Origin of the sequence: Bradyrhizobium sp. SZCCHNRI3052 (assembly GCF_032484895.1) — a bacterium.
Taxonomy (GTDB): Bacteria; Pseudomonadota; Alphaproteobacteria; order Rhizobiales; family Xanthobacteraceae; genus Bradyrhizobium.
In genome coordinates, this window is the sequence record NZ_JAUETW010000002.1 from 906,666 (window position 1) to 931,139 (window position 24,474).

The following is a 24,474-nucleotide window of genomic DNA, read 5'->3' on the forward strand; positions in this document are numbered from 1 at the left end:
CTGGGCCTCAGTTAGCCTCGGTGATCTCGGCATGGTCGTTGTCCGCTGCGGCTTGGCTATCCAACTGGATCGTGGCCTCGACATCAGGGATGTAGGCCTCGATCGCGTGCTTCAGGTCATGCAGTTCCGCCAGCATGTGCTCGGCATTTGTCGGTCCGCCATTCGGGTGCCGGCTGAAGCTGCCGAAGCGGCGCCATTTGCTGTCCGCCTGCAGCACCTCGCCGATCTCCTCAAAGAGTCTGGCGTGTCTTCCATAGGGCGTGGTCGGGAGATATTTCGGGTTCATGGCGTCATCCCTGGCAGTGGATGCAGCTGGGTCATGGAGCGCTTCCAGTCGGCCAGTTTTCGGCTGTAGTTCTTTCCGTTCACGACGTTGCGGTGGACGATGGTCGTGGGATACTGATCCTGTCGGGTGCTATCGATGTTCGTGAACATCACGACCTCGTAGACATTTCCGTTGTAGTGGCTCCAGATGCTGCCGATCTCAGGCCATGTTGATTGGTCATCTAGCTTGATCATTTCAGCGCTCCATGCGGCGTCCACTTCACCTTGCCGGCCTCGATCCGCCGTCTGAGCATCCGGAGGGCGTCGCCTTCGGACTTGGCGAGGAAAATCCATTCCCCGCCCCAAAAACCGGTCGGCAGACTGATGATCGGCCGGTAGACCTTCATGCGACCTCCGACAGCTTCGCCAGCTCGGCCTTCACGCGCTCGATCACGCGGTCCGAGAAGTTGTCCGGATGCCGCTTGTCGGTGATGATGCCGTCCGTGATCTCGACGTCATCATGGAGGTCGAAGGCGGTATGCGGGTTGCTGGCGTGCCAGAGTCCATAGAAGTTTCGGATGGACATGCCCGCGTGCCAAAGGCATCCGGCGTGATCAGGCTCCTTCTTCAGCTCGGCCAGGTACGGGTTCATGGTCGGCGGGCGCCAGCTGACCGGATCGAGCCAGCGCTGCAGAGCGACCGGATCGGCCTTCACCTTCGCGACGATGTCGGCAACCATGCCATCCTCGTCCAGATAGGAGCCGTGCCATTCCTGGCTGTTGCGCGGCTCGCCTTCCACTACGTTTGCCATCACGCTGCATCCTCGTCCTTGTGGCGATCTTCGTTGTCGTTCGCCGGTTCCTTGTAATTCGCCTGCTTCCTGGCTTCTTTCAGCAGCTCATCAATGTCGATCCCCGGGAGGATGTTGGTCTCGATGATGTTCATGGCCTTGTCGAAGAACGGCTTGAAGGTTTCCTCGGTCATCGCATCGTAGGCCGTCGACGACGGGACCATCATGATTTCGCCGGCAACCGTCATGATGGGTTCGACCACGCCGCAGCCGACCAGCAGGGTCTTGTGCAGACTGTCCTCCGACACGAACAGGTCGGTGTTCTGGACGACCAGGCGCAGGATCACCCGATAGAGCCGGTGCCGTGGCGCGTTGCGCTGCTGGACAATGTTGACGCGCAGCAGCTTGTTGACCGGCAGTTCGTCGAATTTCTCTCGGTCGTAAGGCGCATAGGGCACAAGGTGCCCATCCTCGTTCTTGACGACGTAGATCCAGGGGTTGCTCGACTTGCTCGATGCCTTGCTCATCTGCTCATTCCCGTAGCTCTCCACCGAGGCGAAGCACACGCTCCTTGCACGCCTCCTTGAGCCGCTCGATCTGATCGTCCGTCAGGCCGTAGTCGTAGCGGTGATCTCTCTCGGCCGCCCACCAGGCCCGCAGATCATCCGTGCTCTGGGCGAGCTGGATGACCTGCAAGGCGAGCTGGACGTATGCGCGCGACTTAGCTCGCATTCGCTTTGGTCTTGGCCGACTTCAGCTCCTGAGAGCGGTCACTGGCCTTCTTGCGGATGAGAGCCTCGTCATCCTCGTGGAGCTTCGCCAGATCCTCGGCGAACGCCTTCTCGGCGATGATCTCCATGATCTCCTTGACGGAGTTGGCCTGGGCGATCTGATCCTCCCAGTGGTCGAGGATGGAGTCCTGCTCCTTCTCGTCGACGGACGGTCCGCGCTTGGACTTTCCGCCCTTCGAGGATCCGCCCTTGTCAGTCGACTTGCCGCCGCGATCGCCGCGATCCTGATTGTCGTTGGCGCTGTCGAACTCGTCAGAGCCGCGGAAATCCTGCTTCAGATCGCTGACGTAGCGGTTGTCGTCATACATGCCGAGGTGGATGTCGGCAGCGAAGCCGAGCGTGCTGAGCGCCTTCGACAGCGCGTCCGTGAGTGACTTCTTCGGCGCCTCTTCGTCGGTGTACCAGCCGTTCTTGTTCTTGCCGACGAAGGTGGTCTGACCGAAGTGCTCGACCTCGCCCTTCTTGTCGCGCCACATGTACCAGAGCTTCAGCTTCAGGATGTGGATGACGTCCTTGTCCTGGCCTGGCTGGAACTTGTCCTCGACGATGGTCCAGCCCCAGCCGATGCCGATCGGGCCGAACATCTTCGTGGCCTTCTTGATCAGGTACGTGGCGTTGGTCGCCGTACCCTTGAAGCCGCCGCCGCGGTTGAACGACTTGGTGAAGTTTGGGTCGGTCTGCTCGACCTCGTTCCAGATCGCGAGGTTTTCGGATGGATTGCTCATGGTCTTCCTCTTGGTGAAAGGTGAGGGCAGGGGCGGTCAGGCCGCCTCTGCTTCCTCGGTGTTGTCATTGTCGGCCTTGGCTTTCTTCCTGCCGCCGCCCTTTGACTTCTTCGCCTCCGGCGGGAACCAGGCCTGCTCGTCGTCGACCTTCTTGACCTCGTCCTTGTCGCAATCGATCAGGAGCTTGCCGTCCTTCGACAGCTTGATGGTCACGCCCTTGCCGGCTGCCTGGAGGGCATCCTCCGGCATCAGCTTCTTGATCGCCTTCTTCGCCGCCTCGTGCTTCTTGGCGGCAGTGAGCGTACGCTTCAGATCGTGAGCCAGAGATGCCCACTCGTTGCTCTCGCTCATGTCGACGATCTTTATGCGATCCTTGATCTCGACCTTGATCACCGGATTGCCGGGGATGCGGCCGGTCTGGACGCAATCCCAGAAGTCCTTCTCGGCTTTCAGCAGCTCAACCTGGTAGAAGATGTCGGCCTCGATCTCGACCTTGTACCATTGCGCAGCACCGGTCAGGATCGACAGGTAAGAGACCGGCATGCCGGTCACCATCATGTTGTGCTGGCATTGCGGGAAGTACTTCTTGATCGCCGCATCGAGCGAGAAGCCGAACGGGAACATGAATTTGAACTCGACCATCGCGATCGCAGGACCGGTCTCATTCTCTCGGACCAGTCCGTCGAGCGTAGCGTGGGCGTTCTCCCAGTCCTCGTAGAAGACCTTCTTCTGCTCGTCGGTCACCCATAGCCCGGTGTCCTTCTCGAACAGGTCGGCGTTCAGCGGCTCGGTCAGGTTGCCGAGATTGATCAGGATGACCTCGCTGAGGTCATCCGGCGCCATCTCGCCACGCTTCTCTGCCCAGAGACGCTCGATCGCGTTCTGATCACCGGACATGATGATCTTGGCATCCGATCCACCAATCGAGGTCTTGCGGGCGGCACGGGCTTCGGCGCTCATGCCAAGGTGGCCAGTACGCCGGTAAAGTGCTGGTGCGCTCATATTCTTTCCTTTGCATTCAAGCAAACATATGTGCAAGTGTTTAGTTCATGCGTTTGGACGCATGCGCTCCTGTTTGAGGTCGGATGCGATCGCCATCGTTTTGGCTAGGAAAATCCTCGTCTCCCTAGATAGCTTCGGGAAATCAGCCAAAACTTTGTAAAGCCAATCCATCGGCCAGTTTTCGAGCGTGAACCTGTCCTTCATGTCGTGACACGACACGCAGCACGGCACTGTTTCAAGGCCGCCATTTCTGTCGGGGATCGGGAAGTGATCTCCTTGACCACTTCTCTCGGCGACTAATCCACCGCAATAGAAACACTCTTTATGTTTGTTGGTCATGCTGCTGATTTCTCGAGTTTCTGGTCGCGATAGTCGAGCCAGATTGCGTCCTTCATCTCGCTGATGAACTGCGCGTGCAGGGCTCGGTCATCGTCTGTGATCCTTGGCGCAAGCGGCACAGGTCGCTGTCTGATGACAATGGGAGCAGCTTCCGTGGACTCTGAGAACAGGTCCAGGGACATCCCCATCTGCCGGCCGCCGCGCAGCTCGCAGTAGACTTCTGCAAGCAGCTGAGCATCGAGCAGCGCGCCGTGCTTGTCGCGCTTGCTCAGGTTGATGCCGAACGTCTTACACAGTGAGTCGAGCGTGTGCCTGACCCCGGGGCGCTTCTCGCGGGCGAGCGCCAGGCTGTCGACGATCTCGTTTTGAAGCGGCGGCAGATCGAGGCGGTCCAGCTCGGCATTGAGCATTCCGACGTCGAATCCGGCATTGTGGGCGACCAGCGTCGCACCCTCGATGAAGGTGAGGAACTGGTTGACCTGTCGGCGGAACGTCGGGAATTTCTTTAGGAACTCGTTGCTGAGCCCGTGGACCTTGAACGCTTCCTTGTGAACAGGATGCGTCGGATTGATGTATTTGTGGAACGTCTTTCCGGTCGGCATGAGATCGATCACCTCGACACAGCCGATCTCGACGATTCGATCAGTCTTGCGATCGAGTCCCGTGGTCTCCGTATCGAGGATGATCTCGCGCTTCAAGGCGGTCTCCGTTGGCTACGCGACGTTGCGGGTGCCGATCGAGCTGAACACCAGGCCGGTGCGCTCCTCGAACTTGCGGAGCCGGCTGGTGACATCATCGGCAGTGAACTTGGTGTAGAGGCCGTCCAGGGGCGGAGCGTTGCTCTCGCAATAGGTCCACGTCGGCTTGTCGAGCGGCACGATGTCCTCGAACTGCACCAGCATCAGCAGCGTCTCGTTCTGGACGATGCGGATTGTGTGCAGATCCTCGGCATGCATGAAGTAGGAGTCGCCAACTCCGAACCGACCACGCTTGGCCTCGAACAGCTCTTCCTCGCCGGCAAAGGTGAAGCCGTCGCCGCCGTTGAGCGGGGTGCGATACTCGAACCAGTTGAAGACCGTGCCCTGATGCTCTGGGCGCATCGCCGATCGCGTGAACCAGATGTTCTCGCTGAGGCCGGCCGCGACATAGGTCTCGAAATCGTAGCGGTGATTGTGCGGAGCCACGACCTCCGGCAGCTTGGAGATATCGCCGTCGAAGAAGTACAGCTTCACCGTCTCCTCCGGTGAACGCTGGAGACAGAGATAGTCGAAGCCCTTGACGTGATAGTCCTTGAACGAATGCTCGACGATCTGATCGACGTCGATTCTCTTCGGCAGCGGCAGATCATGCAGCATGGTTCAGCTCCTGGAATGAGAGGCCGTGACCCGGCACAATGCCGAGATCGTTTTTGAGTCCGGTCAGAATGAAGCCGACCGTGCGTTGTTTGATTTCGTAGGAGGCCTGCCGGTTGCGAGACTTCCGCGTCGGGCAATAAAGTCGATGCACAATCTCGGCCTCCCCGCCGCGTGCCAGCGCGACAGCTGCCTTAACAAGTCGATCTGCCAGTCTTGCGGCGTTGCACCACCGCATCCACGACAGAACGCCAAGAGATCGTTCAACATCGTCTCTCTGGGGGGAGACCTTGGTCTGTCCGTCATAGGGCTTCATCGCACTGAGGAGGCGGATACGCTCGATCACGAGCAGCTCGGCACGCGACATGCCGACCATGTTCCAACCGCCTGAGCGGTTGCCGGAAGTCAGCCAACGGCGTTCCTGGTCGGGCGTCTTGTCGATCACTTCGATCGCCTCGACCAGGAGCTGCCAGATGACGTCACTGTGCTTGGCTTGATCGCCCTTCAGCTCGAAAGCCAGCTGGGCACCGTGCGCCAGCCAGCTCAGAGCATTCGTGCGATCCTCATGCGAGGACGAGGTCATGCGGTGTGATCTTCTTGCCCGTGATGTCGCTGCCGAAAGCGGGCTGCCGGCGGCGGGTTGCTCGGTATTCGAAGATGTTCGTACCGATCCGCTTCTGCGTGAGCAGGAGGTGACCATGCTTGGCGTCCTCCAAGATGCGGTCGGCGAGAACGTTGAGGGTTGCGAGACGGAGCCGCTCGTTTCCGCGCAGCACGTCGGTCTCGGGGATCACGACCTGGCGGTCGTACTGGAGGTCACCGCTCCAGTAGACCAGGACGTCGCCGGCAGGCGCGTCCTTGAGCCAGTCGTAGTAGTCCGAGAGGGCGCCGGGAGAGACGTCCAGGACTGTGCGAGCCATGGCTCAGTCCTCGCCTTCGCTGCGGTCCTCGTGGACCATCGTGGCATAGAGGCCCGCGAGCGATGTCACGTCCTCGACGATGGATCCGAGCTGGTCGAGCTGCTGCGCTTTGGTGAGCGGCTCATCGCTCAATTCGAAGTCTGGCTCGAACTCGATCTCGAAATCGTCTTCGTCATCGTTCTCGTCGAGATCATCCTCGGCGAGGATCGTCATGAGGTCGCTGAGGACCTCTTCGAGAGGCGGGAAGCCGGGCGTGTCGAGATCGGCTGGCGTAGCGCCTTCGATGCAGATGCCAGGCGGGCAGGAGCACTCACCGTGCTCGTCAGCTTCCTGAGCGTGATGCGCGTCGAACAGCGAAGCCATGCCGTCCGGCGTAACCTGGAAGATTCTCATTTGCTTTTGTTGCTCCGTTGGCATTCATGCAAATCGAAAGACAGAGGGGCGCCCCCTGCACGCCAACCAAGTAGGAGGCGCCCCCGCATTTTCCCCGCTCAACGGGGAAGCTCAGCTAGGCGACCTTGCGATCAGACCAGCATTTCGTGCTCAACTCCGAGCGCTTCTGCTTGAAGCCAGGAAAATTTAGGTTCTCCTTCTGTGTGCCCCATTCGAGGTTGGTCGGCCGGTTGTTCCGGCTGTCCTCGTCGAGGTGCATCACAACCGCATCAGCGAACGGCTTCTCACCGTTGAACGCTTCGCAGATGAGCACGGCCACGCGGTACGTCCTCCCCTTGAACATCAGGACGAAGCGATTTTGCTCGCTGTCCCACTGACCAAAGTGCGGCTCACCGCCGTAGAACCTGGATCCGCCATGAGGCATTGCGGCCACATAAGGGATCCTCATCACCCTCCCGAGGGAGGATGCGAGGTACTCTGGCAGCCGATGTATCGGCCTCCAGATTTCGTTGTTGTCATTCACGACCGGACTCTAAAATGGAATCTCGTCGTCTAGTTCATCGCGGCGCGACGAGGAGCGGCTCGACGAGCGCGAGGAGCCCCTGTCGTCATCCCGACCACGATCGTCTCGGGACGAGCTGCGGCTCGCCGAACGACCGCCACCGCGATCGTCGCCACCGCGGTCATCGTCGCGGGAGCGGCTGCGGCTTCGGCCGCCTTCGTCACCGCCGCGCGAGCGGCCACCGCCATCATCATCGCGGCTGCGCGAGCGACCACCGCGGTCATCATCGTCACGGCCGCCGCCGTTGCCCTTCGTGGACAGCATGGTCAGCTTGTCGACCACGATCTCGGTCGAGTAGCGATCTTTGCCATCCTGATCTTCCCACTTGCGGGTCTGGATCTTGCCGACGACGTGAACCTTGTCGCCCTTGGACAGGTACTGCTCGATGACCTTGATCAGGCCTTCCTGCCAGACCTGGCAGTTGTGCCACTCGGTCTTCTCCTGGCGCTCGCCGTCCCGATCCTTCCAGGTCTCGGAAGTGGCAATCGAGAAGTTGCACACCGACTTGCCGTTGCTGAGGTTCTTCACCTCAGGATCCTTGCCGAGATTGCCGGCGAGGATCACCATGTTCACTGAACCTGACATCTATGGTCTCTCCTTTTCCAGTTTGCACTACCATAGCATTTGCATTCATGCAAACACTTTTTCAAAAATCGAACTTGCGAAACAGGCTCGCTCGATCGTCGAAGGTCAGATCCACGGTGCCGGTCATACCGGCGATCCGCTTCAGCCTCACCTTTGGGATGATGATCTGACGTTCGTTTGGCGCCTCTTCCGCGCGCTCGGGATCAGCGTTGACGACGATGCCCAGGTCCGCCTTGTTGGCCCAGTGCGCCGAGTCTGAGATGTTGTAGAGGCCTGGCGTGACCTTCGGGTCCAGCTTCGTCGGGTGAGCCACGACGATGACGCAGACGCCGAATTGCTTTGCGAAGCGCTTCATCTGCTTGATAGCCTTTCCAACGTATTCAGTCAGCGACACGCTGGGCGGCCTGGTGTGCTCCAGCTCGTTCCAGGGATCGATGATCAGCAACTTCACGCCGTCTCGGAAGACCGCGGCAGCAGCCGTGTCGAGGACGAACTTCAGGTCGATATCGCCTTCCATCGAGTCGTCGTAGTCGATGAACTGGAAGTAGCGCTGAACGAATGCCGTCGCACGCAGCTTCTCCTCCATCGACCAGTCCTCGCGAGGCTTGTCGAGGCAGGCGGTCATCAGCTCGTGCGCCAGGAACGGCTTGACGTCCTTCTCGCCTGAGAAGATCGCGACCGGCCATTTGTGCCGCTTGGCGAGCAGCACGGCGCACTGGTTGATGAAGGTCGATTTGCCGACGTTCGGGATGCCGGTGGCAACGACGAACTGGCCGGGGTAGAACTTCATGTGCTTGTCGAGGATGTCCGAAATCCCGACCTCAGCCATCGGCGGGATCTCAACCTCGGGATAGTCGCTCAGCCGGAACAGGCCCTTGACCGGCCACGGTTTGGCGTTATCGATCAGCTCCCGCACCTTCTCGGCGCCGAGGTACAGCTTGACCTCGTTCATGTCCTTGCAAGCGCGCTTCTTGCCTCTGCGCTTCTTGTCCGGAACGACCTCGTCCTTTGGGTACTCGACCCAGAGACACTTGGCCGCGCCGAGGCGCCGCACCAGTTCCTTCGCGAGCCGGCCGCCAGGTTCGTCACCATCGACAGCGATGATGTGGTGCTTGACCCGCTGCAGCGAGTCCATCAGCCGGCCCATGAACGAGAACTTGTCATCGTCCTCGGGGTCGATGTCCCGATCATCGTCAGGAACGTGGATCAGCTTGCCGTTCTTGTCGCGAGCCGGCGGCGCTCCATCCGGCACGGATACGCAGGTATCGTAGCCGGACAGGAGCACGGCGTGGCAGTCAGGCTCGCCCTCCGTCCAGATGAGCGATTCCGCTCCGGCTTCGAGCCGGTTCATGATCGCTTCGTCCCAGAAGATCTTCGCGTTGTAGAGGGTCTTGGCAGCGTTCCGCTTCTGCATGAAGCGGCGTTCGCCGTCCTGCGCCCAGCGGTACTTGCAGTTGACCTCCGTGTCGCTCTCTTCGAAATAGGGCCAGCACAGAACCTTACCGTCCGGGTCCGGAACGACAATGACCTGGTCCTGCCCATCGCGCGAGAGACTCCCGCTGTAGAGCCCCATAGCCACCGCCAGTTCGGGGCACAGGCCTCTGTCCTCCAGTCCTCTCGCGTGCTTCTCGCTTAGCATTCTCTCCGTCACTCCATGTGCAATGGTGGCAATTCCAGACGACGCCTCGATCGTCGATCTTGACGCTGAGGCATCGGATCTTCTTGTGAGCCCCCTTCCTCGTGTGCGAGCACATCGGACAGAGCGTGTACTGGTTGCCGAACTTCAGGGACCTGAGCTTGATACCGTGCTCAGCCAGCACCTTTCCGACATCGACGCCAGCCATCAGATCGCCACCGTGCGTCGTGCCAGGACCCGGCGATGGCGATCATCGGATGACTCCGGCGGCATACCGTCTTCGTCCGACCACCGGCCCTGGTTGAGCCAGGTTGTCGGATGCATGACGAACCGGCGACGATCCGGATCACGGAGGTCTCGACGCACGTCCGGACTGTTTGCGTACCGGCGCATGCCTTCGATGATGTCCTTGAACTCGACCTTGTCGGCCTTCTCGATCCGAGCGAGCTTGGCCAGTGCAGCTTCCTTGCCGACTTTCTTGGCAACAACCGCCCAGAACTGCTCCTCGTAATCCGAAGGCCACTCCGCCGTCCGTCGCTGCTTGCGACGTGGTTCTGGTTTCGGTTCTGAGTCTGGTTCTAGTACACGGTTATTGTTGTCGGCCTCGCCGACACCCCTTGTCGGCGTATTTGACAGGGCTCGTCGGGGAGGCGGACACCCCCTGTCATCGTCGCTGACACCCGGTGTCGGGGAATTTGACACCCCCGGTGTCGGCGTATTTGACAGGGGGTCATCATCATTGATGCTCTCCTCCAGCGCCGCCGGCACGTTCAGCCGGTAGACCTTCGAGCGGAATCCGCCGTTGTCGTAGTAGCGCTGGGTGGAGGTGATGAGGTTGAGATCTTCCAGCTTGGTCAGTGCCGTGCAGACCGTCTGCCGGGTCAAGCAGGACTTGACGGCGATCGTGCTCTGCTTCGGATAGGTCTCGAACTTCTCGTTGGCGTAGTTCGCCAGCGTGATGAGGACCAGCTTGAGGGTGGGTGTGAGATCCGCGTCGACAAGGTCGAACGCCCAGGTGAGTGCTCTGAGGCTCATGCGATGTTTCTTGTTGGCTGTCGCCAGCTTGACGGCCGGCGAGGGGTGATGTATTTGCCCGAATGCAAATGCAAAGGCAAGCCACGAGATGTGGTGATGCGGCAACACCGACACCCACTAGGGACCGATGAACCCCATCCTCGTAGCCGGCCTCGATCCGGCGTTCGCCAATTTCGGGATCGCCCGAATGTGGCTCGACCTCAGCACGCTGGAACTGAAGCTCGATAGATTCCGAACGATCTCGACCGAGAAGCTGGCCGGCAAAAAGAAGCTGATCCGGCAGAACTCGGATGACCTGCGACGTGCCCGAGAGCTGCATGCCGGGCTCCACGAGGAGCTTGCCGGCTGCACGGTGGCCTTTGCGGAGATCCCGTCAGGCGCCAAGGCTGCAAGAGCCTCCTACGGCTTTGGAGCTGCCGCTGGCGTTCTCGCGTCGATCCAGATCCCGCTCTTCCAGGTCATGCCGCTGGAGACGAAGAAGGGGAGCGTGGGCAATCCAAAGGCCGAGAAGCCGGAGATCATCTCCTGGGCTGCGCGGCGCTATCCAGAGGCTCCCTGGAAGCTCTACGACCGCGACACGATTGGGAAAGGCGGTAAGATTCTGAACCGGAAAGGCGAGTTGCATCTGGACAATGAGCATGTTGCAGATGCGATCGCCATCGTACATGCAGGCCTGCATTTGCAGGAGTTCAGGCAATTGTTAGCAATGCTCAAAATTGCTGCGCCCGCCTCGCAAGCAGCAGGTTATTGATTTTATTATAGATTTGCGGAAAAATGAGAACGGATGGCGAACGAAAATTTCGTTGCATTCGCCTGAAACCTAGACTAGGGGAGAGGTGTTAGCATCCAAACAAATGGATGGGGCCGGCATGCAAACGGAATTCTTGACCAGAAGATCACTGCTCGAAAACGATTCTGGGAGGAAATCCCGTTCAACCCTAGTTTCATTTTCTAAAGACTGATAGAAAAAGGCGCATTGCAATGACCTTGGCTCTCGAAAAAGTGGCAGCGAAAACAAAAGCACAAACTCCGAAGCAGGTCGTGATCGAGTGGATCGACTACATCCTCGATCGAAAGCGGTGGAATGCTACGGAGCTTGCAAGGAAGGCGGAACTCGCTCCGTCGACTTTGCTGCGCCTCCTCAACAACCCTGAGCATCCTTTCCTTCCTACTCAGAAGACTCTTGCGAAGATCGCGGACGCTTCGGGCATCCCGATCACGAAGAAGGTCATGGAGGCTCTCGGAGCTGAGACGGAGGAGAACGGCACAGAAGTCCCGGAAGGGATGTCGAAGCGCGCTGGACTGCGTCCTATCGCCGCCAGGACGGCGACCGTCGAGTTCAAGCATGTGTCCGCTCTGCCGGCTTCGTTGCAGGCTGCAGCTTCGAGCCGAAGGGATGGCTACGTTCCGGCTCCGCCTCAGCTTGACGGAGACGAGACGGGCTTCGCGTTCCATGTGCCGGATGATTCGTTTGGTCTGTGGCTGAAGGCAGGGTCGCTCTGCTACGGCACGAAGCGCCGTGATCCCGTTGCCGGTGACATGATCCTGGTGACCGGCAAGGACGGGAAGTCGAAGGTTCGACTGCTGACCAGCATCGACGAGCGAGGCCTCGTCATGACGAAGACGATGCCGGCCGGCGATGAAGAGCGGATGGCATTTGACGACGTCGCTGAGATCGCCATCGTCGCCGTGATCGTGCGCTTGTAAGTCAGCACTGACTTACGTCGATAGCTCCAAAGAGCGTCTCGACCCTAGCGACCATTGACCTGATGTAGCCTGAAGGGGCCGTCATCAGGTCGATGTCGAAGTCCTTCCGAAGCTGACGAAGCTTTGCGAGCCACTCCCTAGCATCATCCAGCTGGGCTCGATCGACTCGATCCTGCCATTCCGTCTTCGCAATCTCGAGACGGACCTTCTCGATTTCGAAGTCGAGATACTCTGCGAACTCCCTCAGAAAGACTTCGAGTTTCTTGATCTCGGGCTCGATCCTGACGAGGCAGTCGCATGCCCGTCCGATGATGACGGGCAGCCGGCTCTTGAAGCGCGGGTTGATCTCCCTACGAACCGGATTAGGTGGATCCTCTATGATGGAAGATTTCATTCCCGTTTTCCCTTATTCTCGGTGGCGTCGTAGTCCTCCTGGGATGGACGAAATGGCGGCAGACCACGGTCGAGCGCCGCCAGCGCCAATGCTACAATCTTTGAGACGCCGCGCCGCTCCTGCTTGCTGACCGCCTGCGGCGTGATGCCCAGCCACTGGGCAACTTCGGCCTGGTTCAGCCCGCGGGAAATCCGCCACAGCTTGGTCTCCTCACCGGTCAGAAACTTCTCGTTGTCGGGTGCCTGCGATGGCATTTCCCACCTCGTTGCTGTGGTCCCGATTGTGTCACGGCGGCGGCCAACAGGCCTATACACCACGAACAAAGGAATGTTCCTACCGCCATGTAAACACCGGTCCTGTGATTTTTAGAGCACACGCGGTTGTATTTATGCAAATCAGCACCCACGATCATGCAGCCTTCCTCACCGAATCAGCATCCCGGATGCGGGCGAGGTTGCCTTCCTTCCACGCCGACGCGACGAGACGTACCGCCGCCGTCCTGAGCACAGGCTCGGTCGCCATCAGTACCCATTTTCCGTCCTTCCGTTGCGCGACATAGAACAACGGCGGTGATCGGAAATTACGCTTCGTCATAGTGCCTCCAAGAAATTGGTGATGGGACCGTCGCGCTCATCGAAGACGTTGATGATGTGACGTTCGTTGGTGTCGTCGACCGGGATGGCGACGTGGAATGCAGTGCCTTGCGCCCGCAGAACCTCGATGATCTCGATCGTTCCTGTAGCGCCGGCCGCCACGACGTGCTCAATGTCCTCGTGATCCGAACCCATCGTCTCTTCAAGGATCCGAACCTTCTGGCCAACCTTGAAGCCGAACGCCTCCGTAAGCTCCTGATTCTCCTTCACAGTGCCTCCAGGAAGTTAGTGATTGGTCCATCGAGCTGGTCGAACGAATTGACGATGCCGCGCTCGTTGGTCTCGTCGACGGGGATCCAGACGTGGAATACGATCCCCTGGCTTCCGGTGTAGACCTCGATGTGGTCGATGATGCCGATCGAGCCAGCCGGCATCGTGTGCTCGATGTCCTCGTGGTCCGCGCCCTTGGTCTCGATCTTGAGACGCACGCGCTGCTCGGCCTTGAAGCCAAACGCCTCCTTAAGCAGCTTGGCCATACTGGTCCTCCAGCTCATCGGAGAGCTTCTCGGCGCCGGCCAGGACCGTTGCGAGGCTGATCGTGTAATCGCTGATCAGGTGGTAGCTGTTGCCGTAGACCAGCCACACCCAGGCGGTCTTGCCGTCCTTGGTCAGGTACAGCCTGTCCTCGTCGGTCGAGAACATTGCCTTGAGGATCGCCTCGCGGTCGCTGCTCTGCTTCAGGGGGAAATCACCGCCGTCCCACACGTCGATCGTGTAGCCGGCTGCAAGAGCGTCATCGACCATCTTCTCGGCGATCTGGCGCTCGATCTTTTCGTTGTCCAATGTCGTCTCCTATGCGAAGTCCAATTCGTCGTAGCCATCCTCCGCCTCATCGTGGCGGCGGTGATCGGTGGCGCGCAGGGTGGAGCGGCTGCTGCCGCGCGAGGTTCTGATGAGGCTCGCGATGTCCTCCTCGCCATCGAGCGATTCGAGCAGGCCAACGGAGCCGCGGCCGAAATATTCAGCGTTCTTGGCCATTACGCAGCCTGCAGCACTGGTTGAAAGTTGTTCCGGCCAGGCCCGTGGATCTGGATAGTGATGTCGGCCTTCGCCGCGGTCTTGTGGCCACCGCAGAGCAGGCATTGGGCGCACTGCGTGGCCTTGCCCATCTCCTTGGACGCGGGGCAGTGGCCCTCACCAGTGAGCTTCGGAGCGCCCTCAGGGCGCACGCGGTAGGTTCGGAAGCCGAGCGCCTTGGCAAGCACCCGGTCGATCTCCGTGTCACAGGATGCCATGCAGAAGGCCGCCAGCTCGGGCTTCTCGCGCCACATGTGGGTGAAGCCGGTGACGTCGTTGACCTTGGCGAGGATCGTCTCCCAAACAGCCATCGGGATCGCGCCAGGATCTCCATAGGCGCCGGCACGAACGCGCTTGCCGGCCAGAAGCTTCCTGGCCTTGGCCAGGGTCACCTCGGGATAGACGCCGCGCTGGTAGGCATCGAAGACCACGTGCGGACCGCGCCACAGCATCACGTAGCAGGAGCGGCCCTCGTTTCGGCGAAGCCTGGTCTTGGGATCGGTGACCACCCTGCCCATGTGAATGCAGCTGCCGCAGATCGCCTTGTCGGCGCCGATCTGGCTCGCCTTCAGCGGGTTCATGTCCTGGCGCAGGATGTAGAGCTGCACCATTGCACCGGTTTTGGAGTTGCTGCCGCCGTCCTCAAGACCGGTGGCGAGCAGCATAATGGGGCTGCCGTCCACCTCGGACGGCCCCTTCCATACGATACATCCGTTCATGGGATTTCCTTTGTTTGCATTCAAGCAAGTCTGAGGACGTGCATATGGGGAAAAGCGAGCGCCAGGTCCTGCTCCGCGCGATGGAGCTTGTGGCTCAGGATGCTGATCTGCTTGCGCTTCCTTGCGATGAAGGATTCGAGGGCCTCTTCCTCGGTCGGACAGGCCCATCGCTTGGTTGCGGTCAGCAGGACGAAGCGTCCGCTGATCCAGGCCCCTTTCGGGGTTCGACTGATGATGCGATGCCAGCGCATTTCCAGCTGCGGATCCGTGACGCCGTAGCGATCGGCGTCAGGATCGATGCACACGGAATATCGCTGGGCTTCGCACCGCCAGAGGACCGAACTCCCATTAGGAGGCCGGCCGTAGGGGTAGACGAGCTTCGGCAGCATCAAGCCACCTTCTGCGTCAGCGGCAGCTGACCCTGGGCGGGCTGCTGGTTGTCGTTGACCGGTTTGACCTTGGGCAGCGGCGGCATCAGGTCGATCAGCTCGTCCATGGCACGTGTTGCGGCCACGTACTGCAGGTTGATCTCCTGCTCCTTCTCCCACGGCATGCTGGCGTATTTGGAAGGGCAGGTGCCGAACCGGTCGAGCCAGTAGACCCGCTTCCATTCCCGGCCCTTGGACCGGTGAATGGTCGCGAGCGTCAGAATGCCCTCGACGTTGTCGGCGAAGATGTTGTCGATATAGGCCACGACCGCGGAGATGCTGTCGTGCTTGTCCTCACGGCACGCATCCATGATGACCTTGAGGGTTTCGAACTTGTCCTCGGCCTCTTGGACTTTCGACATCTTCTTCTTCGGCAGCCAGCGCTCTTTCTCCTTCTCCAGCCAGTCCTCCAGCTTGTCCTCCAGCTCAGGGATGGTGTTGATGGACTTCCAGCGGGTGGCCAGCTTCTTGAGCTGCTCGCCGATGTCCCGGCCCTCGATCCGGCACGGCACCTTCTCCCGGATCAGGGCGAAGGCGGCGTTCACGAGCGGCCTGGTGTTGCGGCACAGGATCGCCGAATCGCCGTTCAGCCGGTCACGCTGCTGGATCATCTGCTCGAAGCTTTCGAGGCTGATCCTGCCCTCCGGCGCGCTCGGGTGAGCCTGGATGTGGTTGACCCAGGTCTGGGCGAACTTGACCACCGTCTTCGGACACCGGTAGGTGACCGTGAGCGGCATCTCCTTCGCGCCAAACTCCTGCTTGATGATGTCCAGGCTGTCGTTGTCGGCACCGGTGAAGCCGAAGATGGCCTGGTGGGGATCTCCGACCGCGAACAGCCGGCCGGTGTTCGGCTTCATCAACGCCCGAGCCAGCAGCCGGCGCACCGTGTTGGTGTCCTGCGCCTCGTCGATGATGACGGTGTCGTACTGCCACATCTTCACCCGATAGAGCAGGGCGAGATAGATCATGTCGTTGAAGTCGATGACCTGCGGATTGCTGTTCGACTCGTTCAACACCTCAATCGCCAGATCGATCAGGTCGTCCGCCTTCTTCTCCAGAGCCTCTTCATCGAACAGGTCGAAGTGCTCGGCGAGATCCTCCCAGACCGAGGTATCCTCGATATCGCCGCAGCCAGGGATGCCAATGCCTGACTGCTTGGCAAGGCCCACGAGCTGGACCACGACGCCCACATGAGGAGCGAGCGAGGCATCGATGCGGTTGGTGTCGATCCAGCCAGCCGTGATCCGGCCGACCTTCTCCTCGTCGATCCTCACGCCGGAGAAGCGCCGGTCCTTCCGGAGGTTCCGGAGCGCGATCGCATGGCAGGTCGAGGCCTCTGCCTTCTTCCAGTCGATGCCCAGCTTCTGGAGCTTGTCCTTCAGCTCTGCGGCGATCTTCCTGCCGAACGCCAGGATGACGCTGCTGCCGCGCATGCGGCTAACCGTGTGGACGATCGTGGTAGACTTGCCGGCTCCGGCTACAGCGATCAGGACGATCGAGCTGGTCCCGTTCCAGGCCTCATCCTGAAAGGCAGCCTGCTGCGGCGACGGAACGTAGATGGCGGGCGCTGCCGCGGTGCTGGACATTTGTTCCTCGTCTGGTTGGGTGCGGACACGTTAGCATCGATTAGCATTCATGCAAATAAAAGCAAATCAAGCGGCGGTTTTCTGCTCAAGGCGATCCTTCTGGCGAAGCACCTTCAGCGCGGCGACGATGCGCTTTGCGTTCTCCTCGCTGCGCGGCTTGGCGATCACCTTGCGATCCTCGAAGACGATCCAGCAGTTGTCGTAGATGTCAGGGATCGCAAACACCTCGCCGTGCTCGGTAAAGAAGGCGGTCTTGCCCTCCGGCGTCACGTGCTGGGTCTGCACCATCCCATAGCAGTGCGGATCGAGGAATCCCTTCTCGATCAGGCTTCGCGTCGCAGGGAAGTGACCCTTGCGCAGGTAGATGGTCTCGCTGACACTCTGCGAGATCGCCCGCGCCATGATCTGGTTTTGCAGGTCTGTGAAAGTTTTTGCCATCAGAAAGTCCTCCCGGCAAACGGCTTCCGGTTCACGCCGTCTGCTGCGGATCCGTAGGTTGTGAAAGGAAGGTGGATGCCGAGCGCGGCCAGCTTCATGCAGAAGTCGAAGTCGCAATGCTCGGGGTAAAGACGCTTGTTCGGCACAAGAGCCGATGCGACGAAATGAGCTTCGCTATCGAAGCTTTGCGGGCTCGGATTGCTGCCGAGGTAGATGGCCCGATGGATCTGTCCGTCCTTTTGGTAGATGTGCCAGGTGTAGCGTTCGCAGTCGTAGCCGTAGAGCAAGGTCCGGTCGGGACCATCGTCAGGGCTTACCGTGATCGGGGTCTTATCGACCTGCCGGACAGCCATCATCTCGTCTTCCGTCATGGCGTCGCCTCTGATTCCCTTTTTGCCGTGAGTTTTGCTGCGGCCCGATCTCGTTTCCGGTTCTTGACCGCGATGATGACATGGACCTTCCCGCCCATCCTGCGGATGAAGGTGCGGCACCTGGCGAAGGTGCGCTTGGCTCCGTAGGGCCTCATCGGAGATACGCTGGACCGGACGGTCCCATTTTCTCGAGCCCGTTATGCTCGTCGAATATGTTGCCGCGGGCGTGCTTGGCCGGCTTGGACCAGCTTTCGGCCTTGAGGACGTCGCCGGTCGCCTTGTCGACGAAGCAGTGGACGCCGGTCCCCTGGATGATCTTCCAGCGCTTGTTCAGCTCCACGATGTGCCAGGTGTACTTGGGGATCGACGAGTAATTCGCTGCGCGGTGCTCCTCGGAGATCCGCTGGCAGCCCTGGTAGAAGATGTCGAGGGCCTCACGGAAGGTCGCGCGAGTAAGGTGCCCTTTTCCATCGCATCGCCAGTCCGTCACCTCACCGTCCCTGACCATACAGCCGGTGTAGAAGCCAGGTGAGTCCACCGCGGCGCAAAGGGTGCATTTTGCCGTTTCTGGCATCGGATCCTCTGTTCTGTTTGCATTCAAGCAAATGGCCGGGCAGCAAGAGGCCACCCGGCCGGCGCATCACAGCTCTGCAGCGAGCTTGCGGAGGTCGTCGAGTGACTTTCCGCCCAGCTCCTCGGTCTCCTTGGCCGCGATCAGAGCCAGGATCTGCTGCTTCTTCTCGCGGTTCGCCGCGGTCTCGGCAGCCTTCTCGGCCTCTGCCTTCTTCGTCTCGACGACGTGCTTGACGATGTCGAAGGCGAGCTGCAGCTCGTTGTCAGCCTTCGACGAGCTGCTGAGCCAGGGCAGGTCATCGTCGGTGCTGCTGTCCTTGAGCCGGCGGTTCAGCTCGCGGGCGATGCTGGTCAAGTCCGCGCTGTTCTTGGCCCTGCTGCTGATCTGCAGGTCCCAGAGCTGCTCGACCGTCAGGCCGCCACCGCCGAGCGGGGAGGGGAAGCGGAGCTTCAGGCGAGAGGCCTTCTCGAACAAATCTGACATTCAGTTCTCCTTCAGAATATGACCTTGACGGTCCGGGTGAAATTGCCCTTCACTTTGGCCAGGATCTCGTTGCGCTGTGTGCTGGAGAAACCGAGGCCGCTGATTTGGTCGGCCGACTCGGCCGTCCTCATCTTCGAGCCGACGATCTCGATGACCTTCCGATGCTTGGAGAGATCTTCGCGGAGGAACTCGTTGAAGAACCCGCGTGCCTGTCCGTCGTTCAGGCAGCCTTCGAGCATGAAGAAGTAGTGCTTGTTGCCGACGCCGTGACCGTCCCAGTAGTTCGGTGACAGCATCATCAGGTTGACCGGGTGGAAGGCCTGGGTCGCTATGTTCCAGACCGTCTTGGTCGACTGCGTGGACGGCATGGAGGAGATAATCTCGATGCCCTTGGCTCGGGAGTATTTGAGCTTCGCGACAGAGATCTTCTCCTTGTGGCGGACCGCCTTGGGATAGGCGAACCGCGTGATCTGGCCGAGCCAGTCGATCTCGACCTCGAATCCGACATCGACCGACTCTCGCTTGCAGAAGTTCTCCACGATCAGCTCGTAGATGCCCTCCCGCATCGTCGATTGCGAGCTGTAGAAGATGTTCTCGACCGGATGTCGGCTCTGGCCGGCGCCGGCATTCATGTCGACGTCCAGCATGCCGCCACAGCGAGACCGCTGACCCTTGTTGCCGAAATAGATCTCGTTCCCGTCCGGCTCGCGCATGTGGAAGTCGAGATCGTCGTAGTTCGACCATGCGAGACGGCAGCACAGGTCGCCGCTGACGTTGCCGCCGGCCTGCTTGACGCGCTCGCGGACGCCGTCCGCCATGTCACCGTTGTAGGACCAGGAGAAGTTGTTGTCCCACTTGAACAGCCGGGAGGCACCTGGATCGACCGGCGCGATCAGGCTGACCAGGTTCGAGATGTGCTTGTTCTCGAACATCACCTCGATCGACTCGGCGCTCGGAACGACCTGCGAGAGGAACTTCTCGATCGGCAGCTCTTCGACCTTGTCGATCTTCCGGGTGCTCGACTTGACCGGGATCGAGTCGAACACGTCGCCGTCGATCACCTTCCTGGTCGCGTTGTCTGCGAACAGGATGTTGGCCGCCGAGATGTCCGTCGTGCGGGCGTAGCGCCGCTCCAGGGCGCCCGTCAGTCCCAGCTCGGTGATCGTGGCCTTGGCCTTCTCGATCATGCCCTTGGTCACCAAGGCAGTCGGCCGCTTGTAATTGGCCGGGGCCACCATGGCCTCGAACTTGCGGACCGCGCCGTTCATGTCCATGCCCTCGGACAGGTCGATGAGCAGGGTGCCGATCGAGGTGTTGCGGATGCCCGTCACAGAGCCCGGATTGGCCTTCACAGCGAGCCAGACGAACGGGTCGCGCTGATCTTCCGGCAGCCGATCGAACGCAACCTTGGCCTTCCGGAAGGCCTCCACGGCGAACTTGTGCTCGTGGCCGCGGTAGAGCGAGTTCTGGCCGATCAGCTCCAGGACGGTGTCGATCGAGTCCATGGAGAGGGTGGTCAGAGCACGATGGAACACGTCGTGCGCCGAGCGGATCTCGGAACGCTTGGTAACCAGCATGTCGCCACGCATGACGCGGCCCGCCGGCAGGTGCAGGTGAAAGTGCTCCCAGGCCCGAACCTTGCCGAGAACGTCCTCGAAGTTCTTGTCGGTTCCGACCGACGCCTCGTAGTGGAAAAACTCGTCCGCGATCGCCCGGGACTTCACGAGCCGCGACATCGCATCGGCGACTGTCTGATAGACCGGATCGGCCACCTTGCCATCCCAGATCGAGACCAACTTTCCGTCGACGATCGAGACCACGTTGCCGACTGCACGGATGAATTGACGACAGCAGCTGCAGTCATGCTCCCTGCGCTCGCGGAATACCGGATTGGTGCCCGCGGGGAAGCTTTCGAGATAGGCGTCCCACAGCTGGTCCTTGTCGACCGCCGTGCAGAACAGATGGCCGTCGCGCATCTTCTTGAACTGTGCCGAGACGGCGTGCTTGAACAGAGAGAAGTCCATGTGGTTTCTCACTCCTTGATGATCTCGATGATGGAGATATTGGCGACGAAGCCGAAGAAATCCTCGTCGCTCTCGACGTAGACGCGCTTGTCGGCATCCGCATTGTCGACATCGCCGACCGTGTAGATGCCGTCAGGCGCATCGGGATCGCCCTGGACGCGAACCCGGTCTCCCGGGCTCACGAGCAGGACTTTCATCGCATCCGGAGCCGCCTGAGCCTTTTGTTCCCACGCCTCCGAAAGCTTCTCGCCGTTCAGGAACAGACCGTCCTCATTGAGGACGGCCGCTCCATCGGTGGCCGCTTCGACCGCCACCCGCACGTCAGCGAGACAAACGAGCTTGTCCGCGTCGGCAGCACCCGCCTGCAGCAGCTCCTTGACCTCGTCGAACTTTGGATGGTCCATCGCCAGGACCCATGGACGGCCCTGTGCGATGAATGTGATCGAAGTGTCAGTGATGATGCTCGGGATCATGACGGTTTCCGTTGGTTTCAGGCCGCCTCGTCGAGGTCTTCGTCGAGGTCTGCATCCTCGTCATCTTCGACGATGACCTTCTCGTCCTTGGCCGGCGCCAACTTCCGGAACTCCTGGCTGTCAACCAGGAGGCCGAGATAGTGCGTCAGCTGTCGGTAGGTCTCGCCGTCGAAGCTGTAGTAGCCGGCGCGATTGATGATCGACCGGAGCAGCGGGTACTTTTGGCCCAATGCGGCATATTCCTTCTCGACCACGACCACGGGATCATCTGCCCTCTTGATCTCGACGGAGATGCCGAGCTTCTTGAGGGCACCGTGAGCGATGTCGGATGGCGTGGTCTCCCGGGCGCCGCGGCGCGACAGGCTGGACTGAGCCTGGTGCAGCTTTGACCAAAAGGCCTGCACATCGTCCGGCATCCGCTCGATCTGACGGCTCTTGGCCCAGACCGAGAGGTTGCTATTGAGCGAGGTGCGATTGTCCTTCTCGGTCAGATGCTCCGGATCGACCTTCGCCTTCAGGTCGGAGACGATGTCCAGCTCCGACCAGTTGTCCGGAGTCACCGCGTCCTGGCCCTTGATCAGGAACATCTGACCAACTTCCAGGATGCCGAGCCGCACACAGTCAGCAACCACGCTGTCGAGGTCGTAGAGGCTGATCGAGCGACCGTTGACATAGAACCAGCTGTCGTGGCGCCGCCGCCGGCCGTAACCCGCGGTCGACTCCTCGATGTACTCGCCACCATCGGCCAGATCGACGTCCTGCGTCATCTTGTGCAGGCCGCTTGCGCTGACCACCAGGGTGCGGCGCTTGCGGACCGTCTTGCCGCGACGCTTCTCGACCGGAACCTTGAAGCTGTCGAGATCGACAACATTCTCGGGATTGCCGAGGCGAGCGAGAGTGGCATCGCGGTTGATACGCTTGCAGCGGACCCAGAGCACCTTCTTGCCGACCAGCTCCGCCATCATGAAGCGGCTGAGCGAGTAGCTCGGATTATGCTCGATGACGATCGTGGCGTCCGCAGCCCAGGACGTGCGAACCTCGATGTCATCGAACTTCTCGAACGACCGCCATCCGTCATGCAGCTTGGCTGTTTTGAAGTCGCTCTTCAGAATGTGCTGGTGGAGGCGGCGACCGCTCCACTCGATCAGGTTGCGCAGCTTTTCCAGCCGGGTTATGCCCAGCTCTTCCTGCTCGGTCTCGAACACCTTGCAGGCCTCGAACAGCGTCTTGGCCGCATCCACCTTCCGGCGGACCTGGTTGATGAAGTTCTGCTCGAACGACGCGACCAGGCTCTTCAGCGTCCCCTTGGTGTTCTCGTCGTAAGCCAGCTCCTCACGGGATAGCGTGACCTTCAGCGAGCCGATCGGAGCGTCGAACAGCACAGTGTCGTCGTGATGCAGGAAGCCGGTGGTCTCGATCTGGCGCAGATCGATGGGATACATGACGCAGCCCATGCGGACCTGCGGACCGTAGAACGGAACCGTATGGTCCTTGTACCAGGTCCAACCTTCGCCGGAGGACGACACCTCAGCATCATTCCACTGCGGCGCCGGGGTGATCCTGGGGCGCGGATTGAACGACCATAGGATCTGGCTGGCACGGCTGTTGAAGGCGTGGACGTCTTCACGGCGGACCGGGAACGACACGTCGAGGCCTGACGGCTCGTCGGACGGAACCTCTGCGAGTAGGCGCAGCACCGGAAAGCCGCCGGCAGCCAGCGACATCACGTAGGCCCGCATCATGCCGCCGGTGTAGGAGACGACGTTGTAGGAGCCAGCGCCGTTCTCGCCGATCAGGTAGGCGAAGGGCGAGAAGCGGCCGAGACCCCAGCCACCAACGTCGTTGTTGCTCTCGCGCTTGGTCGACGCATACATCTTGGCGTAGACGTCCTGCATCTGCTCAGGCGTCATGCCAGGACCGAAGTCGCGGACGCGGAACACCGGGTTCAGACCGGTCGGCAGATGGACCTCGTAATTGCCGCGGGAGGCGTCCCAGGCGTTGGTCGAGATCTCGCGGATGGGGTAGCCGATCTTGTCCTTCGCCAGGCCCGACATCTGGGCGTAGAAGGCGACCGCGTTCATGTCGAACGTGACCTTGATCTCCGACTGCACACCGGATGCGACGTCGACGTGATCCTGCATTCCAAGCTTCATGGCGTGGTCTTTCTGTTGTCAGTGGTGATGTTGTGTGGATCAGGAGGCGATCTTCGAGCCCAAGCCGAAGCCGAAATCGTCGTCGTCATCGAACAGGTCAGAGATCGAGAGATTGCCGCCTTGATCGATGTCAGGCTTCTGGTTCTGGCATTCGATGATCGTGTTCACTTCCTTGAAGGTGAGGCCGACCTCATCCTGCAGGAAGCGAGCGATTGGACCCGGGTTGTGATAGACCAGGTCGTAGACCGTGGATGGCCGCTTGCGCCGGTAGCTGGACAGCTTGCTCAGGATCTGGCTGGGCAGCTCTGGCTTCTTCGGATCACGCTCGACCACGAACTTGCTCTGGTCGATCTTGACCATGTGGTCGCGCAGCTTGATCAGGTGATCAACATCCTGCTTCTCGGTCGGATGGTGCTCTTCGAAGTAGCCGACCGACAGGTTGCTGCACTCCGGCACCAGGTTGATGTATTTCTTGGTGTCGGTCAGGAAGCCGGTCGGGTCGAGCTTGTAGCCCTCGGGCAGCTGAGCAGCGATCGAGTTGCCGAACGTATCCGAGCAGCAGCGCGGTCCCTGGTGAGTGATCACCGAGTGCGTGCGGCGACGATCGAACGCCACAGCCACCTGGATGCCTTCCAGGAACTTCGGGTTCTTCTCAGCAATCGCGCTGGAGCCGATGCAGCCGATCTCCTCTGCAGCATGGAAAATGTAGAGACCAGGCACCTTGGCCTTGATCATCTCCGTCATGATCCACACGCCAGAAGCGCAGTCGGCGCCGAGGCAATTCGACTTCGATTTCTCCGGCAGGCGGAGGAACTTGCCGTCGTAATGGACCTTCTGGTAGCCGGTCCGATTGTGGACGCTGTCGGTGTGCGACGACCATAGGACAGTCGGGCTTTCCTCGCCGATGATGAGGAAATGATTGCCGAACTGGTCCTTCTTGACGCCGAGCGGCATCAGGAAGCGTTCGATGAACTCCGCCTCCGTAGGCGATCCCGCCGGGCGGCGATAGGTCAGCATCGCGGTGAGGGTTTCGAGGTCTTTGTTGCTCATTGCTTATGCT

Annotated in this window: 37 protein-coding genes; 2 read left to right on the top strand and 35 right to left on the bottom strand. The window is 60.4% G+C overall.

Annotation, left to right across the window (positions count from 1 at the left end):
• Nucleotides 1–7 precede the first annotated feature (7 nt).
• The 18 genes from QW887_RS09395 to QW887_RS09480 all read right to left on the bottom strand — a co-directional run bounded on the left by QW887_RS09395 (nucleotide 8) and on the right by QW887_RS09480 (nucleotide 10,394).
• Nucleotides 8–286: a hypothetical protein gene (locus QW887_RS09395; RefSeq protein ID WP_316194405.1), complete on the bottom strand. Its 279-nt coding sequence runs from the start codon at nucleotides 284–286 to the stop codon at nucleotides 8–10.
• Entirely contained in the window at nucleotides 283–519 is a 237-nt protein-coding gene (locus tag QW887_RS09400) for a hypothetical protein (RefSeq protein ID WP_316194406.1), read from the bottom strand. The genes QW887_RS09395 and QW887_RS09400 overlap by 4 nt, the downstream gene beginning before the upstream one ends.
• Complete coding sequence (locus QW887_RS09405) at nucleotides 516–671, bottom strand: hypothetical protein (protein ID WP_316194407.1); 156 nt, start codon at nucleotides 669–671, stop codon at nucleotides 516–518. The genes QW887_RS09400 and QW887_RS09405 overlap by 4 nt, the downstream gene beginning before the upstream one ends.
• The gene (locus QW887_RS09410) at nucleotides 668–1,075 is read right to left on the bottom strand and encodes a hypothetical protein (RefSeq protein WP_316194408.1); all 408 of its coding nucleotides are present in this window, start codon (nucleotides 1,073–1,075) and stop codon (nucleotides 668–670) included. The genes QW887_RS09405 and QW887_RS09410 overlap by 4 nt, the downstream gene beginning before the upstream one ends.
• Entirely contained in the window at nucleotides 1,075–1,581 is a 507-nt protein-coding gene (locus QW887_RS09415) for a hypothetical protein (protein WP_316194409.1), read from the bottom strand. Before QW887_RS09415 ends, QW887_RS09410 begins: the two co-directional genes overlap by 1 nt.
• 4 nt (nucleotides 1,582–1,585) lie before the next feature.
• Nucleotides 1,586–1,786, bottom strand: a complete 201-nt coding sequence (locus QW887_RS09420; protein ID WP_316194410.1) for a hypothetical protein — start codon at nucleotides 1,784–1,786, stop codon at nucleotides 1,586–1,588.
• Nucleotides 1,776–2,570 carry a hypothetical protein gene (locus QW887_RS09425; protein ID WP_316194411.1) on the bottom strand — a complete coding sequence of 265 codons (795 nt, stop codon included), beginning with the start codon at nucleotides 2,568–2,570 and terminating at the stop codon, nucleotides 1,776–1,778. The genes QW887_RS09420 and QW887_RS09425 overlap by 11 nt, the downstream gene beginning before the upstream one ends.
• Nucleotides 2,571–2,606: 36 nt before the next feature.
• Nucleotides 2,607–3,572: a YqaJ viral recombinase family protein gene (locus QW887_RS09430; RefSeq protein WP_316194412.1), complete on the bottom strand. Its 966-nt coding sequence runs from the start codon at nucleotides 3,570–3,572 to the stop codon at nucleotides 2,607–2,609.
• Nucleotides 3,573–3,617: 45 nt separating this feature from the next.
• Nucleotides 3,618–3,911 (bottom strand): hypothetical protein, encoded by a 294-nt coding sequence (locus QW887_RS09435; RefSeq protein ID WP_316194413.1) that lies wholly within the window; start codon nucleotides 3,909–3,911, stop codon nucleotides 3,618–3,620.
• The gene (gene dnaQ, locus QW887_RS09440; RefSeq protein ID WP_316194414.1) at nucleotides 3,908–4,609 is read right to left on the bottom strand and encodes a DNA polymerase III subunit epsilon; all 702 of its coding nucleotides are present in this window, start codon (nucleotides 4,607–4,609) and stop codon (nucleotides 3,908–3,910) included. Before dnaQ ends, QW887_RS09435 begins: the two co-directional genes overlap by 4 nt.
• Before the next feature lie 15 nt (nucleotides 4,610–4,624).
• The gene (locus QW887_RS09445; protein ID WP_316194415.1) at nucleotides 4,625–5,266 is read right to left on the bottom strand and encodes a hypothetical protein; all 642 of its coding nucleotides are present in this window, start codon (nucleotides 5,264–5,266) and stop codon (nucleotides 4,625–4,627) included.
• Complete coding sequence (locus QW887_RS09450; RefSeq protein ID WP_316194416.1) at nucleotides 5,256–5,846, bottom strand: hypothetical protein; 591 nt, start codon at nucleotides 5,844–5,846, stop codon at nucleotides 5,256–5,258. Before QW887_RS09450 ends, QW887_RS09445 begins: the two co-directional genes overlap by 11 nt.
• Nucleotides 5,827–6,183, bottom strand: a complete 357-nt coding sequence (locus QW887_RS09455) for a hypothetical protein (protein WP_316194417.1) — start codon at nucleotides 6,181–6,183, stop codon at nucleotides 5,827–5,829. Before QW887_RS09455 ends, QW887_RS09450 begins: the two co-directional genes overlap by 20 nt.
• 3 nt (nucleotides 6,184–6,186) lie before the next feature.
• A complete protein-coding gene (locus QW887_RS09460) occupies nucleotides 6,187–6,576 on the bottom strand; it encodes a hypothetical protein (protein ID WP_316194418.1) in 390 nt (129 codons plus the stop codon).
• 115 nt (nucleotides 6,577–6,691) lie between these two features.
• On the bottom strand, nucleotides 6,692–7,024 hold the full coding sequence (locus QW887_RS09465) for an HNH endonuclease signature motif containing protein (RefSeq protein ID WP_316194419.1): 333 nt from the start codon (nucleotides 7,022–7,024) through the stop codon (nucleotides 6,692–6,694).
• A gap of 84 nt (nucleotides 7,025–7,108) precedes the next feature.
• On the bottom strand, nucleotides 7,109–7,723 hold the full coding sequence (gene ssb, locus QW887_RS09470; RefSeq protein WP_316194420.1) for a single-stranded DNA-binding protein: 615 nt from the start codon (nucleotides 7,721–7,723) through the stop codon (nucleotides 7,109–7,111).
• Nucleotides 7,724–7,784: 61 nt separating this feature from the next.
• Complete coding sequence (locus QW887_RS09475) at nucleotides 7,785–9,296, bottom strand: DnaB-like helicase C-terminal domain-containing protein (protein WP_316194421.1); 1,512 nt, start codon at nucleotides 9,294–9,296, stop codon at nucleotides 7,785–7,787.
• Between the two features lie 270 nt (nucleotides 9,297–9,566).
• The gene (locus tag QW887_RS09480) at nucleotides 9,567–10,394 is read right to left on the bottom strand and encodes a helix-turn-helix domain-containing protein (RefSeq protein WP_315740029.1); all 828 of its coding nucleotides are present in this window, start codon (nucleotides 10,392–10,394) and stop codon (nucleotides 9,567–9,569) included.
• A gap of 127 nt (nucleotides 10,395–10,521) precedes the next feature.
• Here QW887_RS09480 and QW887_RS09485 point away from each other — a divergent pair, with 127 nt between their 5' ends.
• Both QW887_RS09485 and QW887_RS09490 read left to right on the top strand, forming a co-directional pair.
• Nucleotides 10,522–11,145, top strand: coding sequence for a hypothetical protein (locus QW887_RS09485; RefSeq protein ID WP_315740030.1), 624 nt, complete (start codon nucleotides 10,522–10,524; stop codon nucleotides 11,143–11,145).
• Nucleotides 11,146–11,375: 230 nt separating this feature from the next.
• Nucleotides 11,376–12,101 carry a helix-turn-helix transcriptional regulator gene (locus QW887_RS09490; RefSeq protein WP_315740031.1) on the top strand — a complete coding sequence of 242 codons (726 nt, stop codon included), beginning with the start codon at nucleotides 11,376–11,378 and terminating at the stop codon, nucleotides 12,099–12,101.
• 1 nt (nucleotide 12,102) lies between these two features.
• Here QW887_RS09490 and QW887_RS09495 read toward each other — a convergent pair whose 3' ends face one another.
• From QW887_RS09495 to QW887_RS09575, 17 genes are all read right to left on the bottom strand, one after another.
• Nucleotides 12,103–12,495, bottom strand: coding sequence for a hypothetical protein (locus QW887_RS09495; RefSeq protein WP_315740032.1), 393 nt, complete (start codon nucleotides 12,493–12,495; stop codon nucleotides 12,103–12,105).
• Entirely contained in the window at nucleotides 12,492–12,749 is a 258-nt protein-coding gene (locus tag QW887_RS09500; RefSeq protein WP_315740033.1) for a hypothetical protein, read from the bottom strand. Before QW887_RS09500 ends, QW887_RS09495 begins: the two co-directional genes overlap by 4 nt.
• A gap of 336 nt (nucleotides 12,750–13,085) precedes the next feature.
• Nucleotides 13,086–13,358: a hypothetical protein gene (locus QW887_RS09505; protein WP_316194422.1), complete on the bottom strand. Its 273-nt coding sequence runs from the start codon at nucleotides 13,356–13,358 to the stop codon at nucleotides 13,086–13,088.
• A complete protein-coding gene (locus QW887_RS09510) occupies nucleotides 13,355–13,624 on the bottom strand; it encodes a hypothetical protein (protein WP_315740036.1) in 270 nt (89 codons plus the stop codon). The genes QW887_RS09505 and QW887_RS09510 overlap by 4 nt, the downstream gene beginning before the upstream one ends.
• Complete coding sequence (locus QW887_RS09515) at nucleotides 13,608–13,931, bottom strand: hypothetical protein (protein ID WP_315740037.1); 324 nt, start codon at nucleotides 13,929–13,931, stop codon at nucleotides 13,608–13,610. The genes QW887_RS09510 and QW887_RS09515 overlap by 17 nt, the downstream gene beginning before the upstream one ends.
• A 9-nt stretch (nucleotides 13,932–13,940) precedes the next feature.
• Nucleotides 13,941–14,126 (bottom strand): hypothetical protein, encoded by a 186-nt coding sequence (locus QW887_RS09520; protein ID WP_316194423.1) that lies wholly within the window; start codon nucleotides 14,124–14,126, stop codon nucleotides 13,941–13,943.
• Entirely contained in the window at nucleotides 14,126–14,884 is a 759-nt protein-coding gene (locus tag QW887_RS09525; RefSeq protein WP_315740039.1) for a hypothetical protein, read from the bottom strand. The genes QW887_RS09520 and QW887_RS09525 overlap by 1 nt, the downstream gene beginning before the upstream one ends.
• Nucleotides 14,885–14,904: 20 nt before the next feature.
• On the bottom strand, nucleotides 14,905–15,273 hold the full coding sequence (locus tag QW887_RS09530) for a hypothetical protein (RefSeq protein WP_315740040.1): 369 nt from the start codon (nucleotides 15,271–15,273) through the stop codon (nucleotides 14,905–14,907).
• Nucleotides 15,273–16,898 (bottom strand): ATP-dependent helicase, encoded by a 1,626-nt coding sequence (locus QW887_RS09535; protein ID WP_315740041.1) that lies wholly within the window; start codon nucleotides 16,896–16,898, stop codon nucleotides 15,273–15,275. The genes QW887_RS09530 and QW887_RS09535 overlap by 1 nt, the downstream gene beginning before the upstream one ends.
• A 66-nt stretch (nucleotides 16,899–16,964) precedes the next feature.
• Nucleotides 16,965–17,336 carry a hypothetical protein gene (locus QW887_RS09540; RefSeq protein ID WP_315740042.1) on the bottom strand — a complete coding sequence of 124 codons (372 nt, stop codon included), beginning with the start codon at nucleotides 17,334–17,336 and terminating at the stop codon, nucleotides 16,965–16,967.
• Entirely contained in the window at nucleotides 17,336–17,707 is a 372-nt protein-coding gene (locus tag QW887_RS09545) for a hypothetical protein (RefSeq protein WP_315740043.1), read from the bottom strand. Before QW887_RS09545 ends, QW887_RS09540 begins: the two co-directional genes overlap by 1 nt.
• 151 nt (nucleotides 17,708–17,858) lie before the next feature.
• Complete coding sequence (locus QW887_RS09550; protein ID WP_316194424.1) at nucleotides 17,859–18,281, bottom strand: hypothetical protein; 423 nt, start codon at nucleotides 18,279–18,281, stop codon at nucleotides 17,859–17,861.
• Between the two features lie 66 nt (nucleotides 18,282–18,347).
• The gene (locus QW887_RS09555) at nucleotides 18,348–18,764 is read right to left on the bottom strand and encodes a hypothetical protein (RefSeq protein ID WP_315740045.1); all 417 of its coding nucleotides are present in this window, start codon (nucleotides 18,762–18,764) and stop codon (nucleotides 18,348–18,350) included.
• Between the two features lie 11 nt (nucleotides 18,765–18,775).
• On the bottom strand, nucleotides 18,776–20,788 hold the full coding sequence (locus QW887_RS09560; RefSeq protein WP_316194425.1) for a hypothetical protein: 2,013 nt from the start codon (nucleotides 20,786–20,788) through the stop codon (nucleotides 18,776–18,778).
• An 8-nt stretch (nucleotides 20,789–20,796) separates the two neighbouring features.
• On the bottom strand, nucleotides 20,797–21,261 hold the full coding sequence (locus tag QW887_RS09565; RefSeq protein ID WP_315740047.1) for a hypothetical protein: 465 nt from the start codon (nucleotides 21,259–21,261) through the stop codon (nucleotides 20,797–20,799).
• A gap of 17 nt (nucleotides 21,262–21,278) precedes the next feature.
• Nucleotides 21,279–23,414: an ATP-binding protein gene (locus tag QW887_RS09570; RefSeq protein WP_315740048.1), complete on the bottom strand. Its 2,136-nt coding sequence runs from the start codon at nucleotides 23,412–23,414 to the stop codon at nucleotides 21,279–21,281.
• Nucleotides 23,415–23,453: 39 nt separating this feature from the next.
• Nucleotides 23,454–24,464: a M28 family peptidase gene (locus QW887_RS09575; protein WP_315740049.1), complete on the bottom strand. Its 1,011-nt coding sequence runs from the start codon at nucleotides 24,462–24,464 to the stop codon at nucleotides 23,454–23,456.
• Between the last annotated feature and the right edge of the window lie 10 nt (nucleotides 24,465–24,474).

Excerpts from the sequence above, each read along its gene's own strand:
- QW887_RS09395 (WP_316194405.1), bottom strand. The coding sequence starts at position 286 with ATGAACCCGAAATATCTCCCGACCACGCCCTATGGAAGACACGCCAGA.
- QW887_RS09400 (WP_316194406.1), bottom strand. The coding sequence starts at position 519 with ATGATCAAGCTAGATGACCAATCAACATGGCCTGAGATCGGCAGCATC.
- QW887_RS09405 (WP_316194407.1), bottom strand. The coding sequence starts at position 671 with ATGAAGGTCTACCGGCCGATCATCAGTCTGCCGACCGGTTTTTGGGGC.
- QW887_RS09410 (WP_316194408.1), bottom strand. The coding sequence starts at position 1,075 with ATGGCAAACGTAGTGGAAGGCGAGCCGCGCAACAGCCAGGAATGGCAC.
- QW887_RS09415 (WP_316194409.1), bottom strand. The coding sequence starts at position 1,581 with ATGAGCAAGGCATCGAGCAAGTCGAGCAACCCCTGGATCTACGTCGTC.
- QW887_RS09420 (WP_316194410.1), bottom strand. The coding sequence starts at position 1,786 with ATGCGAGCTAAGTCGCGCGCATACGTCCAGCTCGCCTTGCAGGTCATC.
- QW887_RS09425 (WP_316194411.1), bottom strand. The coding sequence starts at position 2,570 with ATGAGCAATCCATCCGAAAACCTCGCGATCTGGAACGAGGTCGAGCAG.
- QW887_RS09430 (WP_316194412.1), bottom strand. The coding sequence starts at position 3,572 with ATGAGCGCACCAGCACTTTACCGGCGTACTGGCCACCTTGGCATGAGC.
- QW887_RS09435 (WP_316194413.1), bottom strand. The coding sequence starts at position 3,911 with ATGACCAACAAACATAAAGAGTGTTTCTATTGCGGTGGATTAGTCGCC.
- QW887_RS09445 (WP_316194415.1), bottom strand. The coding sequence starts at position 5,266 with ATGCTGCATGATCTGCCGCTGCCGAAGAGAATCGACGTCGATCAGATC.
- QW887_RS09450 (WP_316194416.1), bottom strand. The coding sequence starts at position 5,846 with ATGACCTCGTCCTCGCATGAGGATCGCACGAATGCTCTGAGCTGGCTG.
- QW887_RS09455 (WP_316194417.1), bottom strand. The coding sequence starts at position 6,183 with ATGGCTCGCACAGTCCTGGACGTCTCTCCCGGCGCCCTCTCGGACTAC.
- QW887_RS09460 (WP_316194418.1), bottom strand. The coding sequence starts at position 6,576 with ATGAGAATCTTCCAGGTTACGCCGGACGGCATGGCTTCGCTGTTCGAC.
- QW887_RS09465 (WP_316194419.1), bottom strand. The coding sequence starts at position 7,024 with ATGAGGATCCCTTATGTGGCCGCAATGCCTCATGGCGGATCCAGGTTC.
- ssb (WP_316194420.1), bottom strand. The coding sequence starts at position 7,723 with ATGTCAGGTTCAGTGAACATGGTGATCCTCGCCGGCAATCTCGGCAAG.
- QW887_RS09475 (WP_316194421.1), bottom strand. The coding sequence starts at position 9,296 with ATGGGGCTCTACAGCGGGAGTCTCTCGCGCGATGGGCAGGACCAGGTC.
- QW887_RS09480 (WP_315740029.1), bottom strand. The coding sequence starts at position 10,394 with ATGAGCCTCAGAGCACTCACCTGGGCGTTCGACCTTGTCGACGCGGAT.
- QW887_RS09485 (WP_315740030.1), top strand. The coding sequence starts at position 10,522 with ATGAACCCCATCCTCGTAGCCGGCCTCGATCCGGCGTTCGCCAATTTC.
- QW887_RS09490 (WP_315740031.1), top strand. The coding sequence starts at position 11,376 with ATGACCTTGGCTCTCGAAAAAGTGGCAGCGAAAACAAAAGCACAAACT.
- QW887_RS09495 (WP_315740032.1), bottom strand. The coding sequence starts at position 12,495 with ATGAAATCTTCCATCATAGAGGATCCACCTAATCCGGTTCGTAGGGAG.
- QW887_RS09500 (WP_315740033.1), bottom strand. The coding sequence starts at position 12,749 with ATGCCATCGCAGGCACCCGACAACGAGAAGTTTCTGACCGGTGAGGAG.
- QW887_RS09510 (WP_315740036.1), bottom strand. The coding sequence starts at position 13,624 with ATGGCCAAGCTGCTTAAGGAGGCGTTTGGCTTCAAGGCCGAGCAGCGC.
- QW887_RS09520 (WP_316194423.1), bottom strand. The coding sequence starts at position 14,126 with ATGGCCAAGAACGCTGAATATTTCGGCCGCGGCTCCGTTGGCCTGCTC.
- QW887_RS09525 (WP_315740039.1), bottom strand. The coding sequence starts at position 14,884 with ATGAACGGATGTATCGTATGGAAGGGGCCGTCCGAGGTGGACGGCAGC.
- QW887_RS09530 (WP_315740040.1), bottom strand. The coding sequence starts at position 15,273 with ATGCTGCCGAAGCTCGTCTACCCCTACGGCCGGCCTCCTAATGGGAGT.
- QW887_RS09535 (WP_315740041.1), bottom strand. The coding sequence starts at position 16,898 with ATGTCCAGCACCGCGGCAGCGCCCGCCATCTACGTTCCGTCGCCGCAG.
- QW887_RS09540 (WP_315740042.1), bottom strand. The coding sequence starts at position 17,336 with ATGGCAAAAACTTTCACAGACCTGCAAAACCAGATCATGGCGCGGGCG.
- QW887_RS09545 (WP_315740043.1), bottom strand. The coding sequence starts at position 17,707 with ATGACGGAAGACGAGATGATGGCTGTCCGGCAGGTCGATAAGACCCCG.
- QW887_RS09550 (WP_316194424.1), bottom strand. The coding sequence starts at position 18,281 with ATGCCAGAAACGGCAAAATGCACCCTTTGCGCCGCGGTGGACTCACCT.
- QW887_RS09555 (WP_315740045.1), bottom strand. The coding sequence starts at position 18,764 with ATGTCAGATTTGTTCGAGAAGGCCTCTCGCCTGAAGCTCCGCTTCCCC.
- QW887_RS09560 (WP_316194425.1), bottom strand. The coding sequence starts at position 20,788 with ATGGACTTCTCTCTGTTCAAGCACGCCGTCTCGGCACAGTTCAAGAAG.
- QW887_RS09565 (WP_315740047.1), bottom strand. The coding sequence starts at position 21,261 with ATGATCCCGAGCATCATCACTGACACTTCGATCACATTCATCGCACAG.
- QW887_RS09570 (WP_315740048.1), bottom strand. The coding sequence starts at position 23,414 with ATGAAGCTTGGAATGCAGGATCACGTCGACGTCGCATCCGGTGTGCAG.
- QW887_RS09575 (WP_315740049.1), bottom strand. The coding sequence starts at position 24,464 with ATGAGCAACAAAGACCTCGAAACCCTCACCGCGATGCTGACCTATCGC.